The organism is Bdellovibrio sp. BIS2 (assembly GCF_055398295.1).
The window spans coordinates 251,296-267,477 of the sequence record NZ_AP035879.1; the positions used below are offsets into that span (position 1 = coordinate 251,296).

The window sequence follows — 16,182 nt, forward strand, 5'->3', positions numbered from 1 at the left end:
ACTATAATCTAAAGTGCCTGCTCGTCCTTCTCACCGGTGCGGATGCGAAGGGCTGAGTCCACAGGAAGTACAAAGATTTTACCGTCACCAATCTTGCCTGTGTGAGCTGTTTTGCGAATGGCCTCCACCGCACTGTCAACCAGAGCTGCGGGAAGAACCACTTCAATTTTTATCTTAGGGAGAAAGTCGACAACATATTCGGCGCCTTTGTAAACCTCAGTGCGCCCTTTTTGCCGGCCGAAACCACGAACTTCTGAGACAGTGATCCCTTCAACGCCGACCTCTGAGAGAGCATCGACCACATCATCAAGCTTGAAGGGTTTTATGATTGCCTCAATTTTTTTCATCTACTTCTTTGTTCAGGAAAAGAAATTCCAAATTTGGATTTTCAAAAGGATAGCAAAGGAAATCAGGAATGCAAAAACTAGAAAGGTCATTTATTTTTTTTAATTTCGTAATAACGCAGACCAGTAAGTGTCACTGCTTGGAAAAAAAGAAAATGCCCTGGCAAAGCGGCTTGCGGTGCCATGTGGTTTTTGGTACACACGGGACCTCTTTTTCGGAAAATCAAACTTTGTTGTCGTACTCGGGGGGGATAATGACTACAACGCGTTTTTTCGTTTACGGTTCTTTTTGCGAGGGCATGGTCCATTTCAGCAAGATCCAGAATTTCGTGGAATCTTCAGTATTTGCAAGGGTTAAGGCGACAGCCTACCGCTTGAAAGTGGGCTTCCCGGCTGTGGTCAAAGGGGGATCTGACCTGGTTCCGGGGCAACTGATTGAACTTAAGGGATCCGATTTATTGTTGAGCCTGATGGATGAATTCCACGGTTACAACCGTCTGGATCCTGACAAGAGCCTTTACTCCAGAGAAGAGATCGAAGTGCACCCGGAAGGCATGTCCGCTCCGGTCAAAGCTTGGATCTATTTCCTGAATCCTCTGAAGCTGCCGGTGAATGCCACGGTGATTTCAGGCGGAGACTGGAGACGTTCCATGGAAGAGCAGCCGGTGCTGACTTCCAAACTCAGTGACAAGCAGGTCACTTATATTCAGAGACTGGGTCGCTCCTCTGGCCGGGAGATTGTACCGATTGATTTGACGCTCTATCGTGAGCTGATGAATCTTGAGCTGATCGTCGATAAAGGTCGTCGACTGGCGCTGTCCAAACTGGGCCAAGAGGTTTACAGACACCTTGCCTAATACAGAAAAGCTTTTCCGCATTGTTCTTATCGAGCCCGAAATCCCGCAAAACACCGGAAATATCGGGCGCACGTGTGTTGGCACCAACTGCGAACTGCACATTGTCGGAAAAATGGGTTTTGAGATCAACGACACCAACTTGAAACGGGCGGGGCTGGATTACTGGCCTCACCTGACCTGGTATCGCCACGAAACCTTCGAGGACTGGTGGAAACACGTCGAAGATCCGTCCCGCATCTGGCTTTTCACCACCAAGACCCAGCGCACCTATTTTGAACCTCAGTACCAATCCGGAGACTGGTTCGTTTTTGGTAAAGAAACCAAAGGACTGGATCCCGAATTCCTGCAAAAGCACCCACAGCAGACTGTCACCATTCCCATGATTGGGGAGGGGGCTCGCAGCCTGAATCTCGCTACCAGTGTGGCGATCGCGGCTTATGAGGGTCTTCGTCAGGTGCGATTTACATTGCGATAGTTTAAGGCTTTGGTCGGGGTCACTCTCGAGGAAGTCTTTGAAATTCTGAATGAAATCGCGTCAATGACGCATCCAGAAATTGCCCCCTTACCTTGCCGCTTATGTCAATTTGGGTCTATCCTCATAGGCTATGGTTACACAAATTTTGACAAAAATGTTCGGAACGAAGCACGACCGCGAGATGAAAAAGATCCAGCCCACTGTGGATCGTATCAATGCCCTGGAACCTCAGATGGCAGCTCTTACGGATGATCAACTCAAAGCCAAGACTCCCGAGTTTCAAGAGAGACTGAAGAAAGGCGAAACAGTTCACGATATCCTGCCGGAAGCATTTGCGGTCTGCCGTGAAGCCTCTAAGCGTGTGTTGGGAATGCGCCACTATGACGTTCAGTTGATCGGTGGTTATGTTCTGAATCGCGGTAACATCGCCGAGATGAGAACGGGTGAAGGTAAAACCCTGGTGGCTACTTTGCCGGTTTACCTGAACGCTCTTACGGGTCGCGGTGTGCACGTTGTAACTGTGAATGATTACCTGGTTCGTCGTGATGCCGAGCACATGGGTCGTCTTTACGGCTGGCTGGGTCTTACCACGGGTATCATCGTTCACGGTCTGACAGATCAGCAGCGCAAGCAGATGTACGCTTGTGACATCACTTACTGCACCAACAATGAACTTGGTTTCGACTATCTTCGCGACAACATGAAGTTTGATTTGAACGACTATGTTCAAAGACCTCACTATTATGCCATCGTCGATGAGTGCGACTCCATCCTGGTCGATGAAGCGCGTACGCCGCTGATCATTTCCGGTCCTGCGGAATCCTCCACTGACAAATACTATGCTGTGAATCAGATCATCCCGCACCTGAAGCGCGATGTTCACTTCACCATGGAGGAAAAATCCAAAACAGCCTCCCTTACTGACGCTGGAAACGCGAAAGTCGAAGAGCTGATGGGTCTTTCCAACCTTTACGATCCGCAAAACATCGAAATCCTGCACCACGTGTATCAGGGTCTGAAAGCTCACTATCTGTATCGTCTTGATGTGGAATACATGATCAAGGACGGCGAGATCGTGATCGTCGATGAATTCACCGGTCGTTTGATGCCGGGTCGTCGCTGGAGCGATGGTCTGCACCAGGCCATCGAAGCCAAAGAAGGCGTTGAAGTGAAGTCTGAAAATCAGACTTTGGCGACCATCACCTTCCAGAACTATTTCCGTATGTACGAAAAACTGTCTGGCATGACCGGGACCGCGGACACAGAGGCAGTTGAGTTCAAAAAGATTTACAATCTTGAAGTAAACGTGATTCCGACCAACCGTCCGATCCAGCGTAAGGATCAGGAAGACGTGGTCTATAAATCAGAAAAAGCGAAGTTCAAAGCCATCACCGCTGATATCAAAGAGCGTATGGCCAAGGGTCAGCCGATTCTGGTGGGTACTGAGTCCATCGAAAAATCCGAAGCTTTGAGCTCGTTCCTGCGCAAAGAAGGCGTTAAGCACGAAGTTCTGAATGCGAAACACCACGAGCGTGAAGCGGAAATCATCGCGCAAGCGGGCCGCAAAGGGGCTGTGACCATCGCCACCAATATGGCCGGTCGTGGTACTGACATCATGCTGGGCGGTAACGCTGACATGCTGGCAAAGGCACAAGTGGGCAATGATGATTCTCCGGAATTCGCGGAAGCGGTTCAGAAGATCAAACCTCAGGTTGAAGCGGAGCGTGCGGAAGTTCGTGCCGTGGGTGGTTTGTACATCATCGGTACTGAACGTCACGAATCCCGCCGTATCGACAACCAGTTGCGTGGTCGTTCCGGTCGTCAGGGGGATCCGGGTGAATCCAGATTCTATCTGTCTTTGGAAGACAAGCTGATGAGAATCTTCAATGGTGAGCGCATCCAGAAAATCATGGAAATGCTGAACATCCCTGAGGATGAACCAATCACAGCCAAAATGGTGACCAACGCGATCGAAGGCGCTCAGCGCAAGGTTGAAGGTCACAACTTTGATATCCGTAAAAACCTGATGGAATACGACTCTGTGATGAATGCGCAGAGAAACGCGATCTACGGCATGCGCCGCAAGGTTTTGGAAGGTCAGGAAATCGAAAGAACCACTCTGGACTGGCTGGGTGATGTTGTTTCCAATTTGTTGGATACCCACATCCCTGAAGGCGGCAAAAAAGAAGAGTGGAGCCTGGAAGGTCTGAATAACTCCCTGGCACAAAGCTTCGGTTTCAAAATCGACTTTGCGACCATGGCTGTGAACACTGAAACAGTGACCGACGCTGTGAAATCCGGCGTGAAAGAAGTCTGGGATCGTCAGAAAAATTCCATGGGTCCGTTCTTTGAGCAGGTTCAGAAAATGATCCTTCTGCAAAGCATTGATCATCACTGGAAGAACCACTTGTACGTGATCGACAAACTGAAAGAAGGTATCTCATTGCGTGGTTATGCGCAGAAAGATCCTTTGATCGAGTACAAAAAAGAGGCGTTCAAAGCCTTTGAGACTTTGAACAACACCATCAAGTCGGATGCCATCGAGAAAGTGATGCGCGTTCAACTGGTGGCCCAGCAGAACGAGCAGGAAGTTCTGGAAAGCCTGCGTCCGGAAGAAGCTGACCTGGATGAATTGGATTATTCATCTCCTAGCGAAGCGGATATCGGTCACAGCCTGCCAGAGACTGAAGAGGCTCCCAAGCGTAAGATGACTTTCCAAAGCGGTCCTCGTGATGATCGTCCGATGAACCGTGAAGAGCGTCGCCGCATGGACAAAGATTCGAAGGGAAAAAGATAATTGGCTTCTTGTCCAAGTTGCCACCAGTCGGTAGAGATTCTTGATAAGCATCTGGGGACTCTTTTTACGTGTTCCCACTGCAATGCGGTTTTCTTTGTCGACTGGAATGGACAGCCAGAAATGGCACAACACGAGCCGGAGCCAGAAGCTCCGGCCGATTTTCAGGGGGGACAGGATTTCCAGCAGCCTGGAAATGACTTTGTCCCGCCGATTCAGGATTTCTCTGCTGCGCAGGAAACTTTTACTCCTGACAATTCCCTTCCGGAACAATCCTATCAGGATCAGCCTTATTCCAATGATCAGCAGTATGCCGAGCAGGCTTACGAGCCGTCTCAGGATCCGGAGATGAATGCGCCTCCACAAGAGAATGTTTCTTATGCCGAACCTGTGGAAGTTCCGGGGGACGTTCCACCGATGGAAGAAGCCCCTTACGATTTCAGTCAGACTTTGGATTCGGTGAATTCGCAGCCAGCCTCTGAACCGGCACCAATGTCTTCAGACACCGCCGATTTTTCTGACGTCACTGACTTTGCCAACGCGGATACGGTTTCAGGGCCCTTGGCCTATACGGTCACTATCGATGGCATCGAGTCCAGTCGACTGCTGGCTCAATTGCGCGAAGCCATGACCGATTCCCGCTTTGGCTGGGATGTGGCGGGATTGCTGGCAAATGTGGGAGGCGGAAGACTTGTGTTGCGGGGCCTGACTCCGGCTAAAGCCTCTGTCCTGATCAACCGAATAAAGTATCTGCCTTTTAAAATTTCCTGGAGGCAAGATGTCCTGTCTGGTTCCTAAAATTTCGTTAAGCTTTTTGACAATTCTTTTGTCTGCTTCCGTGGCTTTGGCCAGCGGGGGTGAGGAGCATGGCGGAGGCCACGGCGAAAAGAAGGAAGCCGCTCCGAAAGAAGTCAAATCCCGCGAGGACAGCTATGGCGTGGTTCAGGCCCGTGTGGCGGCCTTGGAAGCCAAAATTAAAGCCGGTGAAACTGAAATTCAAAAGCTGATTCTGGAAAAGCAGCACACCAAGGACCCCGCCAAGGTGAACGAGATTCTGGGCCACATGATGACCTTGCACAAGGACATGGAAAAGAATCTGAAGGACTATGACCGGGAAAGAACCCTGCTGAAATACCGTTACCCGGAAAAGGGTCTGGCGGACAAACGTGAATACGAACGCATTGATTTAAAGTCCATCGAAGAAATGGAAAATCAGATGAGCCTGGGATCTTCCGTAAAGCGCACCCTGAAGAAGGTTCGCAGTCAGTACGAAACTCCGGAAGATGTAAAAAAGGTGGAAGCTTCTGAGGCTGCTGATGGGCATAAAAAGTCCGCTCCTCAGGCCCCGGCCAGTCTGACCGATCCGGTTATTCTGAAAAAATAAAAATCCCTGTCCCATATTGAGACAAAAGAAAGTTGCTCGCTTTCGAGGAACGGGCGAAGCTGGTACCTTAGAAGAATGGGGGAAGTATGCTCCGATATGCGGCTATACCGTTGATTTCGCTTGGCCTGATGCTGTCTGCCTGCCAGACATCCATGCTGAAGCAATTTGAAGAAATCACGCCTGGAATGGAAAAAGACGACGTTCTTGATCTGATGGGAAGCCCCACCCAAACTCAAAGATTTCATGGCAAGGACCGCTGGACTTATGTGTTTTATGATAAGCGCATCAAGTTTGTGAAAGAAGTGCAGTTCTTTGAAGGCAACGCCATCTATGTTGGTGATGTGTGGCAGCCGCCGGCAGAAAAGAATGCCGTGGCCATGGATTCATTGAATGATCGTAAGAACCGCGAGATCGACGAACAGATCGCCCGCGATGTTGAAGGTCACCGTCGTTCCTATGATGAGTATGAAAAGAAATCCAAGGGTGAAGACAAGGTTCGTTACGTTCCGGATTTCGAGCCGGTTCGTTAGCTGTTGCAGTTACTGCCCCTGAGGCAATACCAGGGGTTCCCCCAGAACAGAGATCACTTCATAGCCGGTGATCTCTAAAGTGTCTGAAGCATCCTTCCCGTAAAATTTCACACCGGTCCAGGCCCATTCGCGCGGCCATTCATCCACGACATTGCGGAAATAGATTTTGCCACCCTCACGAATGCCAGGGGCGGTGATGTCGAATTCAAAATCACTGACCGGGCTTGCGAAGATCCGCGCAAACGGAATCGGGAAAGCGGCGATATGGTTCTGGTCATCGCTGACCACGCACGGGATGCGCACGACCATCTTTGGAATTTCACCGGAAATAGCCACGCCTTCTGCCGAGAACAGCAGATCCACGGTGGGATAGCGGTCACACACAAACACGCGGGACCCGGCCGGACTTTTCATCAGGAACAGCCCCAGCTTGATGCCCGGACCCTCGCTGAACTGATCCAGCTCGACATTTTTAAGAACCTGGTACTTGAAGGCTTTTCTGAATTCCTCAGGGGTGGCTTCGCTTAAGTCAAAGCTGTCAGAGACCGTGCCCACCGAGCTTAAGCCTCCGTCAGAGGCGACTTTGCGCTGCGGGGAAAGCTTTTCATTCAGTACGTGCAAAGCAAAGGGAAGAGCCGCCATCAGTAAAATCAGGCTCATCATGCGCGACATTTTTTGCAGCGGTGACTTTTGTCTCTTCATAATATTAATACTCGCACTTTATTGTATCACGATCCGCCTGAGTCAGGGTGTTGCGGATTGTGTCTGAACTTAAAATACTCCACATAACACTGGCCACGGTGTTGTCGCGGTGTTTGAGGCCCAACACATGCCCCAGTTCGTGCACCATCAAACTTTCAAGATGCACACCTGAACCCATGGATGGGATGTCGTAAGTAAAGAACTTAAAGAACTGTTCGTTCAGAATCAGATCGGCTTCATAAATCTGGTTTGATCGCCAGTAAAGGGTGGTCAACGCCTGATAGTTCTTTTTCGGAGCTTCCTGCCACGGCCATTCCGTCAGGACGTGCACAGTGCTTTTGCTGTCCTTGGCGGCGGTGTTTGCCTGAGAGTCGGTCACACGACTGAAGGTGAACAAAGTCATGCCGGCAGCATCATTCCAGTGCTGGGCTGCTTTGTTAAGTGCATCTTCGAATTCCACAGGATAACTGCTGTGAAGTTTTAATTTTACAGGGATGTTGGACTTCCAGGAGATACGCTGACCATAAGAATTTTGCACAAATCCGCAGTCGGCCTGGTTTTCGCTGGCTAATAGATCGTCGTCGCCGGGCCCAAGACTGGGGCCCTTTTCACAGGCGCACAAAGATAGAAGGGTGACAGAAAGGACGATCCACTTGAACATATACTTGTCAGTTTACACGAGTTTTCCACGCGCAACCTGACAAGAAATGAATACTCGACCTAGGACCTAGTTATAGAAGTCGGCGATGTCGTCGTCGTTGCGGATATAGGTTTTGAAATCCGGGGACACAAAGCTGGACTCATGGATTTTACCTTCCGGGCAGTTGGCCAAAGACTCGTCAGTCTCGCCATCCCAGTTGCAGGCACCCACATACCAAGCACGCTCGCTGTAATCAATTTTATAGGCTACCAGAGTGTTGGAACGGAAGATCGCAACCACTTCTTCCAAAACCGTGTTGCCGTCGGCATGGAAGTCACCAGCCAGAACTGTGTCGATCCAAATGTAGGATTGTTTCGCTGCGATTCTTTCCAGTTTCGCAAATTGAAATTTGGTCAGGAAGGAGTCGCGCACGTTGTTGGTGTAAACAATCATTTCGCGGTAAGGCTTGGTGCACTCTGCAGATTTGCAAACAGTTTTGTAATCAGCAATAAGATCATAGAATTTGCCAGCGCCCACGAATTGCTTGTCTGCCAAGGCGTTGAGGGAAATCAGATTTACGGCCAACATCAGGCCCATCATCAGTTTTTTCATAGAAAGTCTCCGGTTAGGTGGCCTTTGTATAACCCCCGTAAGGGCGTTTGTATAACTGAAAATGACGGACCTGTTAGAAGCTTTGATTCACCGTTTCCGCTAGAACGCGCTTCAGAATTTTGCCGCTGTCCCCTTTGGGAAGGCTTGGCAAAAACACGAAATGTTTGGGAATTTTGAACTTCGCCAGGTTCTGAACGCAGTGCTGGTGCAGGGTTTCCGGCGTCAGGTCATTGCTGCTGCGAACCACAAAGGCTTTGCCGACCTCACCCCATTTGTCATCCGGAATGCCAATGACCGCCGCCTCTAAGACGCCGGGGTGGGAACGCAGGATCTGCTCCACTTCGGGCGGGTACACGTTTTCACCGCCGGAAATGAACATGTCTTTTTTGCGACCGACAACATAATAATAACCTTCGTCATCACGGCGAACCAGATCGCCGGTGCAAAGCCAGCCTTCTTTGATGGTTTCTTGTGTGGCCTTTTCGTTGTGCCAGTAGCCCTGCATGATCATCGGGCCGCGCAAGAGCAGTTCGCCCACCTGATTGGCGCCCAGCTCGCGGCCTTCAGGGTCGACGACTTTGGCTTCAATATAGAAGTTCGGAAAACCGATAGAGCCGATTTTGCGAAGGGCATCTTCTTCATTCAGTGAAAACACATTCGGACCAAATTCGGTCAGACCATAGCCCTGGCGGACGGGAACGCCTTTTTTATCCCAGGTCTTGATCAGCTCCAGCGGCATCGGTTCGCCGCCGACAATGGCATAGCGGATGTTTTCTAAGTTGCTGTCGTTGAAGCGTGGGGACCTTGCCATCATTTCCATGGTGGTCGGAACACCGAACAACAGCGTCGCTTTTTCTTTTTCGCTTAAAGATAAAATCTGTTCAGCGTCGAATTTTTTTAAGAACACAACCTTGGCGCCACGATGAATGAACGGAGTCGTTAGAACATTCCAGCCACCGGTGTGGAAGAATGGCAAAAAGATCACCGTGCAGTCGGTTTGTGAAATATTTAGTCGCAACGTCGTGTTGATCGAATTCCAGAAGATCATTTTGTAAGTCAGGATGGCGCCTTTCGGCGAGCCGGTCGTGCCTGACGTGTAAAGGATCATCGCCGGATCATTCTCGTTCGGCACAAAGGGAACTTCCCCTTGCGCTGGCGGATTTTGCAGATCTGCAGCGAAGCTGTCTGGTCCCTGCAGCAGATACTGTCTTGTGCCCGGAAGGTTTTCGACGATGTCGCGATACGCTTCCTGGAACAAAACCAGTTTTGGCGAAGAGTCGGCGACGATGTGATTGACCTCTCGCTGGGTCAGGCGGAAGTTGACCGGCACCATGATGGCGCCCAGGCGTTGCAAAGCAAAGAACAGAAACACGTATTCCAGTTCGTTGGTGGCAAGGACCGCCACACGGTCCCCTTTGCAGATGCCGAACTTTTCGTGCAGCACGTGCGCTCCGGCGTTGGCCAGATCGAAAAATTCAGCGTAGGAAAATTCACGGCCCGTATCGCCATCTTTAATGGCGATGTTTTTCGGAGAATAAAGCTTCCAGCGTTTCAGCCAATCCAGTTCCATCGTTACCTTCTCATGGATTAAGTGTCGTATCCCCACTCCAGAGCCAGTGCAGCCATGCTCATACCACCGCCGGAGCCCAACATAAAGACCAAGTCGCCTTTTTTCATTTTTTTCTGATTGGCCGCATCCGCCACCGCCATGCCGATGCTGGCAGAGCCGGTATATCCGTAGCGGTCCATCACGTAATGGGCGCGATCGCGCGGAAGCTCCAGTTTGTCCAAAGTTTCATAGATGCTTTGCACGTTGAACTGGGTGATGAAGAAATGCTTGATATCAGACGGTTTCTTCTGGATGCGATCCAATAAAATATTAGTCAAACGCGGCCAGTGAATGCCGTTGGTTTCAGGCGGAATGCGTTTTGGGAAAGCCAACAGGTGACCTTTGTTTTCCACCACCTGGTGGGTGACCGGCTGGGCGGTGCCCCCGGCATAGATGCCCATATAGTCGTGGTACTGACCGTCGGTGTACATCTGGCTGTCGATGAATCCGGAATCATCTTTGGATGGTTGCAAAATCACCGCGCCTGCGCCGTCGGCGAACAGGGAAGCAATTTTGTAATCATCAAAGTTCAGATATTTGGACATCGCATAGGCGCCCACCACCAGTACGTTTTTATATTTGCTGTCGGCGAAAATATATTTGGAAGCGATATCACAACCCACAACAAAGCCCGCGCACGCGGTGTTGATATCATAAGTTCCCGCATTCACCGCACCCAGGCGGTACGCCACCACCGAGGCGGTGGACGGGGAAAGATAGTCAGGTGTGTCGGTAGAGACAATAATAAGATCCAGATCCTTCGCCGTGATGCCAGCGGTTTTCATCGCCTGTTCGGCTGCGGGCAGAATCAAATCAGACGTGCGCTGATCTTCAGTCATCCAGCGGCGTTCCTTGATGTTGCGGTTTTCCGCCAGGAAGGATCCGATGTCTTTTTTGTAAAGATCATTAAAGTATTGATTGGTGATCACACGCTCAGGCGCGTACATCCCGGTCCCTGCAATTGTCGCTTTTCTTGTCGTCGTCATCATTTAATCCTTTGCGATTTCGCTAATCTAGAATTCAATTTGCGGTCTTTGGCAAGAAAAGAAATTTAGAGCATTAACTCTATACTCCGAGCGAAAAAGTGCTTTTTCCTTTGACGGACCGGGGGCTTGTCGGGGTACTTCAAGTTCATGACAAATATTAATTTTGATTTCAAAAACAAAAATGCCATCGTGACCGGCGGAGCTTCCGGTATCGGTTTTCAAATCACCAAAAGCTTTTTGGAAGCCGGTGGAAATGTTTCCATCTGGGATTATTCTGAAGCGGCTTTGCAAACTGCAAAATCTGAATTTGCAAAATACGGATCGCAGATTCACATCGCGCAAGTCGATGTTGGCAATCGTGACTCCGTCGCGAAAGCCGCGGCGTCTTTGCCGTGGGCTGTGGATATTCTTGTGAACAACGCCGGTATCACCCGCGACAAATCTTTTGCAAAGATGTCACCTGAAGACTGGGATGCAGTGATCAATACCAATCTGACGGGCTTGTTCAATGTCACTAAATCTGTTTTGGAAAAATTCAATCCAAACTCCAACAGCAAGCGCATCATCAATATCGCGTCTGTTGTGGCGCTTTATGGAAACTTCGGTCAGACGAATTACGTGGCGGCAAAAGCGGGCGTTATCGGTATGTCCAAGACATGGGCGAAAGAGCTGGGTCGCAAAGGTTTCACTTCCAATGCAATTGCTCCGGGCTTTATCGCAACGGCAATGACCAAAGCGATGCCTGCAGAAGTTCTGGACGGCATGAAAGGCAAAGTTCCGGTGGCGCGTTTGGGTGAAGTGGAAGACATCGCCAACGCATGTTTGTTCCTGTCCAGCGAGCAAGCGGGCTATATCAACGGCGCTGTGATCAGCGTTGATGGCGGTTTGGTTTTGTAAATGATCTGACAACTTTTTTATAAGGAGTGACTTCGATGAGATTTCTGTTCTTGGCTTTGAGTGTCTTGGTATCAGGTTTCTTTGTGTCCCTGGAGTCTTTGGCGAAGGCTGAAGTGTTTAAGGGCTTCGTACAGGTTGCTCCGCAAAAAGAGTTGTTTGTGGATTATGTTCCGGCCAAAGAAAAACAGCCCACGGTTATTTTGATCAATGGTCTGACTTACAGCACCCGCCAGTGGGATTCTTTCGTGAATGCTCTGCTGGCAAAAGGTGTCGGCGTTTTGCGCTATGATCCCATCGGACAAGGGCAGACTTTGTTGAAGTATGCTCCGGTGGTGGCGCCGATTCCGGTTCAGGATCAGGTCGCAGACCTGAAAGCGCTTTTAGATAAAATGAATTTAAAAGGTCCATATAATATTGCTGGACTGTCTTATGGCGGTGGTGTGGCTGCAGGCTTCACCGCCGCTTATCCATCCCTGGTGAAAAATCTGATCATGATGGCTCCGTTCACACGTCCGTTGGATGGTCAGGATCAGTGGATTCGTGCGCAGATCTGGGCGACTCGTCAGATTTTTCCGTTTAACAAAATGTCCGACGATGATTTGTATGACTATTATCTGCATCAGATCATTTATGCGACCTATCCGCAGGCAGAGCCGATCGTGCTTGAAAATCCGTTCAAGCTGGAAGCCACTTTCCGTCTGGTTCAGGGGATTCGCAAGTATCGTCCGATTGATCTGACAGAATCCATTCCGGCAAAATCATTGCATCTGTTGATTGCACGCCAGGATCAGTACATCAATACCAGCGTGCTGGATGAATACTGGGATGCCGTTCCTGAAAAATCCCGCGCCAGCCGTTTGTACATCAATGGTTCGGAACACAAGATGGTGGAAGCCGTTCCAAACTTCACGGCGGCTTGGGTTTATCAGATTCTTTCCGGCAACAAGAAGCTTTCTGAGGGTCGTGATTTTGAAGGTTATCCCTTCCGCGGAGAAGTGCGCACCGGCCAAGAAGAAATTCAGGTGGGTCGCGAATGATTCACCATGAAGTCGTCGAGGGACTGGTTCCGGAAAGTGTTTTCTTTATCCATGGAAATCTGGCCTCCAACCGCTGGTGGTATCCGGCGCAGGAACACTGGGCAAAGCATGCGGCGGGAAAGAATTATTCCGGTTCTTTGATTTACGCTGAATTCCGCGGGTGCGGGAAAAGTGCCGCCCCCAAGGATAGCAGTGAAGTTGACATGCATCTGTTTGCCGAGGATTTCATCGCGTTGCTCAAACAACTGAACAAGGGGCCGTATCATCTGGTGGGGCATTCCACCGGGGGGCTGATTGCGGCGCTGATGTTGTCAAAAGCACCCACTCTTTTTAAAAAGGCCGTCCTGCTTGATCCTGTCGGGGCACAAGGCGTCACGTTCGATGCTTCGATGATCACCGCGTTTGAGCAGATGAAACAAGATCGGGCTCTGACGGCGGCGGTGATTGGATCCACGATTCATAATAATAATCCCCATTCCCAATACTTCCAGGAAGTGGTGGTGGCGGATGCCTATAAAGCTGTGCAAACCATCGGTCACTGGGTGCTTAAAGCCCTTGATGGGCTTGATGTTCGTGAGGATTTGAAGTCCGTGGAACACGAAGTTTTGGTACTTCACGGGGAGCACGACAAGCTGCTTTCTGAGGGTGATTCTCAAGCTCTGGCGGCGCTGTTTTTGCGGGGTAAATTCGCGCAAATTCCTGACTTAGGACATTGTCCAAATATCGAGAATCCTGAAGCCTTTGTGAACATCACTCGGAGTTACCTGTTCTAGCGGCGGCGTGGCGCGTTGCGCCGCGCAAAATCAACTCGACCGGGTCGGCGTAATAGGTTGCCCATCAGCCTGTTTTCGGTTAGTTATCGTTTAATATATTACAATACTGTGACAAAACTACTTTGCGTCCCCCAGGGAGTGCCAACCTATGTCTGAGCCTAGAGATGAGTATAACCGTAGTGGTCTGCTGGCGTTTGCCTTTTCAATGGTATTCGTCTGTGCATTCTTCGTTTACATCGTTGCGATCAATAAAGGTGTTGATCTTGGCGAGAACGTTGTAGATCCAAATGCCCCTGCAGTAGAGGGCGCTGTTCCTGTCTTCGATATCACCAAAGTTCCAGATCCTTGGGTTTCCACTCCGGAAATGGTTGCTTACGGTAAGAAATTCTACGCTACAAACTGCGCTATGTGCCACGGTAACGAAGGTAAAGGCGACGGTGCTGCGGGTGCGGCTTTGAATCCTAAGCCACGTAACTTGGTTGAAGGTAAATGGACTCAAGGTGAAGGCGCTATCGCTCACTATAAAGTTCTGCAAAATGGTATCAAAGGTTCCTCTATGGCGGCTTACTCTCATTTCAAGCCGGCTGATCGTTGGGCTGTGATCCATTTCATCGATTCTATCACTGAAAATAAATCCAAAGACGATCCTGCTAAAGTTGCTGAGTTTGCAAAAACCGCACAATAATTAAGGATTTAATTAATGCTTGCCAATGAGCTGGTATTGAAAACAAAGACAATGGGAACGGTACTGACGACAGCCGTTCTTGTTTTGTTTTCAGCAGGTGCTCAAGCCTACGACGGCAAGCCGGCTCCGATGGTTGCCAACGAGCAGCCCAAAGAGCTTGAAGGCGTGGGTATCGACGAAAAGTTGGGTTCAAAAATCGACCTGACTTTGAAAGTGAAAGACGACAATGGCCAGGAAGTGGCGCTGGGGTCTTTCTTCGACGGTAAACATCCGGTGATCATTTCGCCGGTATATTTTTCCTGTCCGGGTCTTTGTAACTTCCATTTGAACGGTCTGACCGACGCGCTCAAGTTGATGGACAAGGATTGGACGATTGGTAAGAAGTTTAAGTTGCTGTCTGTGAGTTTTGACTCAAAAGAGACTCCCGACTTGGCGGCACACAAAAAACAGACTTACATGAAGCTGTATGACCGCGCCGGATCTGAAAAGGAATGGCACTTCATCACGGCGGACGAATCCACAGTGCAGGCACTGACGCAGTCACTGGGATTCAAGTTCAGATGGGACGAGAAAGCCCAGGAGTGGGCCCACGCTTCAGCAGCGATTGTGATCACTCCGGACGGAACGATCTCGCGCTATCTGCCGGGGATTATGTTTAATCCTCAGGACATCAAGATCGCTCTGAACGAAGCGACCGATGGTAAAATCGGAACCTTCGTCGACAGCTTGGTGCTTTATTGTTTTAAGTATGACCCACATCAAAGCAAGTACACGCTTGTTGCCTTCAACGTAATGAAGATGGGCGGAGCGGTGATGGTTTTGGTGATGGTAATTTGGTTATTGCCTGTATGGATTCGCGCTCGCAGAGAGCAGAACAATACGGCGGGGAGATAAAGGTACATGATGTGGTTTAATATTGCGAAGGCCCAATCCTTCATGCCCACGCAGGGAACCGAGATTGCGAAGCAGGTCGACAATCTTTATGGATTCTTGCTTGTAACAAGTTTGATCGCCTGCGTCCTTGTGATCGGTGGGATGATCTATTTCGTTTGGAAATACAGACGTAAGTCTTCCAACGACAAGACAGCCTATATCTCTCACAACACAGCGTTGGAGTTCTTGTGGTCATTCATTCCACTTGTAATCTTCCTGGGTGTGTTCGGCTGGGGCTGGTACATCTATCACCAAATGCGCGCGATGCCTAAAAATGCGTTGGAAATCAACGTATTGGGTAAACAGTGGGCTTGGGAAGTTGAATACAAGAACGGTTTCAAAACCGTGAATGAGGTTGTGGTACCTATCAATCAGGACGTGAAGATTCTTCTGACTTCCTCTGATGTGATCCACTCCTTCTTCGTTCCATCCTTCCGTATTAAACAGGATGCGGTTCCAGGCCGTTACACAGCTTTGTGGTTCAAGGCTGACAAGCTGGGCGAATTCCACCTGTTCTGTACTGAGTATTGCGGTACTTCTCACTCCGGCATGATCGGTAAGTTGAGAGTTGTTTCCCGTGAAGACTTCGACAAATATCTGGAACAGGGTCAGGAAGAAAGATTCCTGCCACTGGGTGAAAAAGGTAAGAAATTGTTTGCGGTTAAAGCCTGCGCGTCCTGCCACGCGGTGGACAGCCCGGCAACAATGGTCGGTCCTTCTTTGTTCCAGAAATTCGGTCACGAAGAAGTTATGGATGATGGCACCAAGATCATGTTCGACGAAAACTACATTCGCGAATCCATTCTTGAGCCAAACAAACACATCGTTAAAGGCTTCCCTAAGGGCGTAATGCCCACCTTCCAGGGTCAGCTGAACGAAAACGAATTGAGTGCTCTTGTCGAGTACATCAAGAATCTGAAGTAA

General features: G+C 49.7%; 18 protein-coding genes. 12 read left to right on the top strand and 6 right to left on the bottom strand.

What is annotated here, in order from left to right:
• Positions 1 to 8 precede the first annotated feature (8 nt).
• Positions 9 to 347, bottom strand: a complete 339-nt coding sequence (locus ACZ520_RS01235) for a P-II family nitrogen regulator (RefSeq protein ID WP_088566542.1) — start codon at positions 345 to 347, stop codon at positions 9 to 11.
• 251 nt (positions 348 to 598) lie between these two features.
• Between ACZ520_RS01235 and ACZ520_RS01240 the strand changes: the two genes are divergently transcribed.
• The 6 genes from ACZ520_RS01240 (at position 599) to ACZ520_RS01265 (ending at position 6,384) form a co-directional block, all read left to right on the top strand.
• A complete protein-coding gene (locus ACZ520_RS01240; RefSeq protein WP_232468853.1) occupies positions 599 to 1,201 on the top strand; it encodes a gamma-glutamylcyclotransferase family protein in 603 nt (200 codons plus the stop codon).
• Entirely contained in the window at positions 1,194 to 1,676 is a 483-nt protein-coding gene (locus ACZ520_RS01245) for a tRNA (cytidine(34)-2'-O)-methyltransferase (protein WP_011162869.1), read from the top strand. Before ACZ520_RS01240 ends, ACZ520_RS01245 begins: the two co-directional genes overlap by 8 nt.
• Positions 1,677 to 1,806: 130 nt before the next feature.
• Positions 1,807 to 4,473 carry a preprotein translocase subunit SecA gene (gene secA / locus ACZ520_RS01250; RefSeq protein WP_088566540.1) on the top strand — a complete coding sequence of 889 codons (2,667 nt, stop codon included), beginning with the start codon at positions 1,807 to 1,809 and terminating at the stop codon, positions 4,471 to 4,473.
• 120 nt (positions 4,474 to 4,593) lie between these two features.
• Complete coding sequence (locus ACZ520_RS01255) at positions 4,594 to 5,268, top strand: hypothetical protein (protein ID WP_416479633.1); 675 nt, start codon at positions 4,594 to 4,596, stop codon at positions 5,266 to 5,268.
• Positions 5,249 to 5,854 carry a hypothetical protein gene (locus ACZ520_RS01260; protein ID WP_374031781.1) on the top strand — a complete coding sequence of 202 codons (606 nt, stop codon included), beginning with the start codon at positions 5,249 to 5,251 and terminating at the stop codon, positions 5,852 to 5,854. Before ACZ520_RS01255 ends, ACZ520_RS01260 begins: the two co-directional genes overlap by 20 nt.
• Positions 5,855 to 5,940: 86 nt before the next feature.
• Positions 5,941 to 6,384, top strand: a complete 444-nt coding sequence (locus ACZ520_RS01265; protein ID WP_011162873.1) for an outer membrane protein assembly factor BamE — start codon at positions 5,941 to 5,943, stop codon at positions 6,382 to 6,384.
• A 9-nt stretch (positions 6,385 to 6,393) separates the two neighbouring features.
• On the opposite strand, the gene ACZ520_RS01270 is transcribed toward ACZ520_RS01265, so the two are convergent.
• The 5 genes from ACZ520_RS01270 to ACZ520_RS01290 all read right to left on the bottom strand — a co-directional run bounded on the left by ACZ520_RS01270 (position 6,394) and on the right by ACZ520_RS01290 (position 10,936).
• Positions 6,394 to 7,086, bottom strand: a complete 693-nt coding sequence (locus ACZ520_RS01270; protein ID WP_088566537.1) for a hypothetical protein — start codon at positions 7,084 to 7,086, stop codon at positions 6,394 to 6,396.
• A 4-nt stretch (positions 7,087 to 7,090) separates the two neighbouring features.
• Positions 7,091 to 7,747, bottom strand: coding sequence for a matrixin family metalloprotease (locus tag ACZ520_RS01275; protein ID WP_464127149.1), 657 nt, complete (start codon positions 7,745 to 7,747; stop codon positions 7,091 to 7,093).
• A gap of 66 nt (positions 7,748 to 7,813) precedes the next feature.
• A complete protein-coding gene (locus ACZ520_RS01280; protein WP_374031783.1) occupies positions 7,814 to 8,338 on the bottom strand; it encodes a hypothetical protein in 525 nt (174 codons plus the stop codon).
• Between the two features lie 73 nt (positions 8,339 to 8,411).
• Positions 8,412 to 9,908 carry an acyl-CoA synthetase gene (locus ACZ520_RS01285; RefSeq protein ID WP_464127152.1) on the bottom strand — a complete coding sequence of 499 codons (1,497 nt, stop codon included), beginning with the start codon at positions 9,906 to 9,908 and terminating at the stop codon, positions 8,412 to 8,414.
• A gap of 17 nt (positions 9,909 to 9,925) precedes the next feature.
• Entirely contained in the window at positions 9,926 to 10,936 is a 1,011-nt protein-coding gene (locus tag ACZ520_RS01290) for a ketoacyl-ACP synthase III (RefSeq protein ID WP_464127154.1), read from the bottom strand.
• A gap of 144 nt (positions 10,937 to 11,080) precedes the next feature.
• Here ACZ520_RS01290 and fabG point away from each other — a divergent pair, with 144 nt between their 5' ends.
• From fabG to coxB, 6 genes are all read left to right on the top strand, one after another.
• Positions 11,081 to 11,830, top strand: a complete 750-nt coding sequence (fabG, locus tag ACZ520_RS01295) for a 3-oxoacyl-ACP reductase FabG (RefSeq protein WP_464127156.1) — start codon at positions 11,081 to 11,083, stop codon at positions 11,828 to 11,830.
• A gap of 35 nt (positions 11,831 to 11,865) precedes the next feature.
• Positions 11,866 to 12,867 carry an alpha/beta fold hydrolase gene (locus ACZ520_RS01300; protein ID WP_232468849.1) on the top strand — a complete coding sequence of 334 codons (1,002 nt, stop codon included), beginning with the start codon at positions 11,866 to 11,868 and terminating at the stop codon, positions 12,865 to 12,867.
• On the top strand, positions 12,864 to 13,640 hold the full coding sequence (locus tag ACZ520_RS01305) for an alpha/beta fold hydrolase (protein WP_464127158.1): 777 nt from the start codon (positions 12,864 to 12,866) through the stop codon (positions 13,638 to 13,640). Before ACZ520_RS01300 ends, ACZ520_RS01305 begins: the two co-directional genes overlap by 4 nt.
• 148 nt (positions 13,641 to 13,788) lie before the next feature.
• Entirely contained in the window at positions 13,789 to 14,325 is a 537-nt protein-coding gene (locus ACZ520_RS01310; RefSeq protein WP_464127161.1) for a c-type cytochrome, read from the top strand.
• A 36-nt stretch (positions 14,326 to 14,361) separates the two neighbouring features.
• Complete coding sequence (locus ACZ520_RS01315) at positions 14,362 to 15,219, top strand: SCO family protein (protein ID WP_374031788.1); 858 nt, start codon at positions 14,362 to 14,364, stop codon at positions 15,217 to 15,219.
• Between the two features lie 6 nt (positions 15,220 to 15,225).
• The gene (gene coxB, locus ACZ520_RS01320; protein WP_088566528.1) at positions 15,226 to 16,182 is read left to right on the top strand and encodes a cytochrome c oxidase subunit II; all 957 of its coding nucleotides are present in this window, start codon (positions 15,226 to 15,228) and stop codon (positions 16,180 to 16,182) included.

Excerpts from the sequence above, each read along its gene's own strand:
- ACZ520_RS01235 (WP_088566542.1), bottom strand. The coding sequence starts at position 347 with ATGAAAAAAATTGAGGCAATCATAAAACCCTTCAAGCTTGATGATGTG.
- ACZ520_RS01240 (WP_232468853.1), top strand. The coding sequence starts at position 599 with ATGACTACAACGCGTTTTTTCGTTTACGGTTCTTTTTGCGAGGGCATG.
- secA (WP_088566540.1), top strand. The coding sequence starts at position 1,807 with ATGGTTACACAAATTTTGACAAAAATGTTCGGAACGAAGCACGACCGC.
- ACZ520_RS01255 (WP_416479633.1), top strand. The coding sequence starts at position 4,594 with ATGGCACAACACGAGCCGGAGCCAGAAGCTCCGGCCGATTTTCAGGGG.
- ACZ520_RS01260 (WP_374031781.1), top strand. The coding sequence starts at position 5,249 with ATGTCCTGTCTGGTTCCTAAAATTTCGTTAAGCTTTTTGACAATTCTT.
- ACZ520_RS01265 (WP_011162873.1), top strand. The coding sequence starts at position 5,941 with ATGCTCCGATATGCGGCTATACCGTTGATTTCGCTTGGCCTGATGCTG.
- ACZ520_RS01270 (WP_088566537.1), bottom strand. The coding sequence starts at position 7,086 with ATGAAGAGACAAAAGTCACCGCTGCAAAAAATGTCGCGCATGATGAGC.
- ACZ520_RS01275 (WP_464127149.1), bottom strand. The coding sequence starts at position 7,747 with ATGTTCAAGTGGATCGTCCTTTCTGTCACCCTTCTATCTTTGTGCGCC.
- ACZ520_RS01280 (WP_374031783.1), bottom strand. The coding sequence starts at position 8,338 with ATGAAAAAACTGATGATGGGCCTGATGTTGGCCGTAAATCTGATTTCC.
- ACZ520_RS01285 (WP_464127152.1), bottom strand. The coding sequence starts at position 9,908 with ATGGAACTGGATTGGCTGAAACGCTGGAAGCTTTATTCTCCGAAAAAC.
- ACZ520_RS01290 (WP_464127154.1), bottom strand. The coding sequence starts at position 10,936 with ATGATGACGACGACAAGAAAAGCGACAATTGCAGGGACCGGGATGTAC.
- fabG (WP_464127156.1), top strand. The coding sequence starts at position 11,081 with ATGACAAATATTAATTTTGATTTCAAAAACAAAAATGCCATCGTGACC.
- ACZ520_RS01300 (WP_232468849.1), top strand. The coding sequence starts at position 11,866 with ATGAGATTTCTGTTCTTGGCTTTGAGTGTCTTGGTATCAGGTTTCTTT.
- ACZ520_RS01305 (WP_464127158.1), top strand. The coding sequence starts at position 12,864 with ATGATTCACCATGAAGTCGTCGAGGGACTGGTTCCGGAAAGTGTTTTC.
- ACZ520_RS01310 (WP_464127161.1), top strand. The coding sequence starts at position 13,789 with ATGTCTGAGCCTAGAGATGAGTATAACCGTAGTGGTCTGCTGGCGTTT.
- coxB (WP_088566528.1), top strand. The coding sequence starts at position 15,226 with ATGATGTGGTTTAATATTGCGAAGGCCCAATCCTTCATGCCCACGCAG.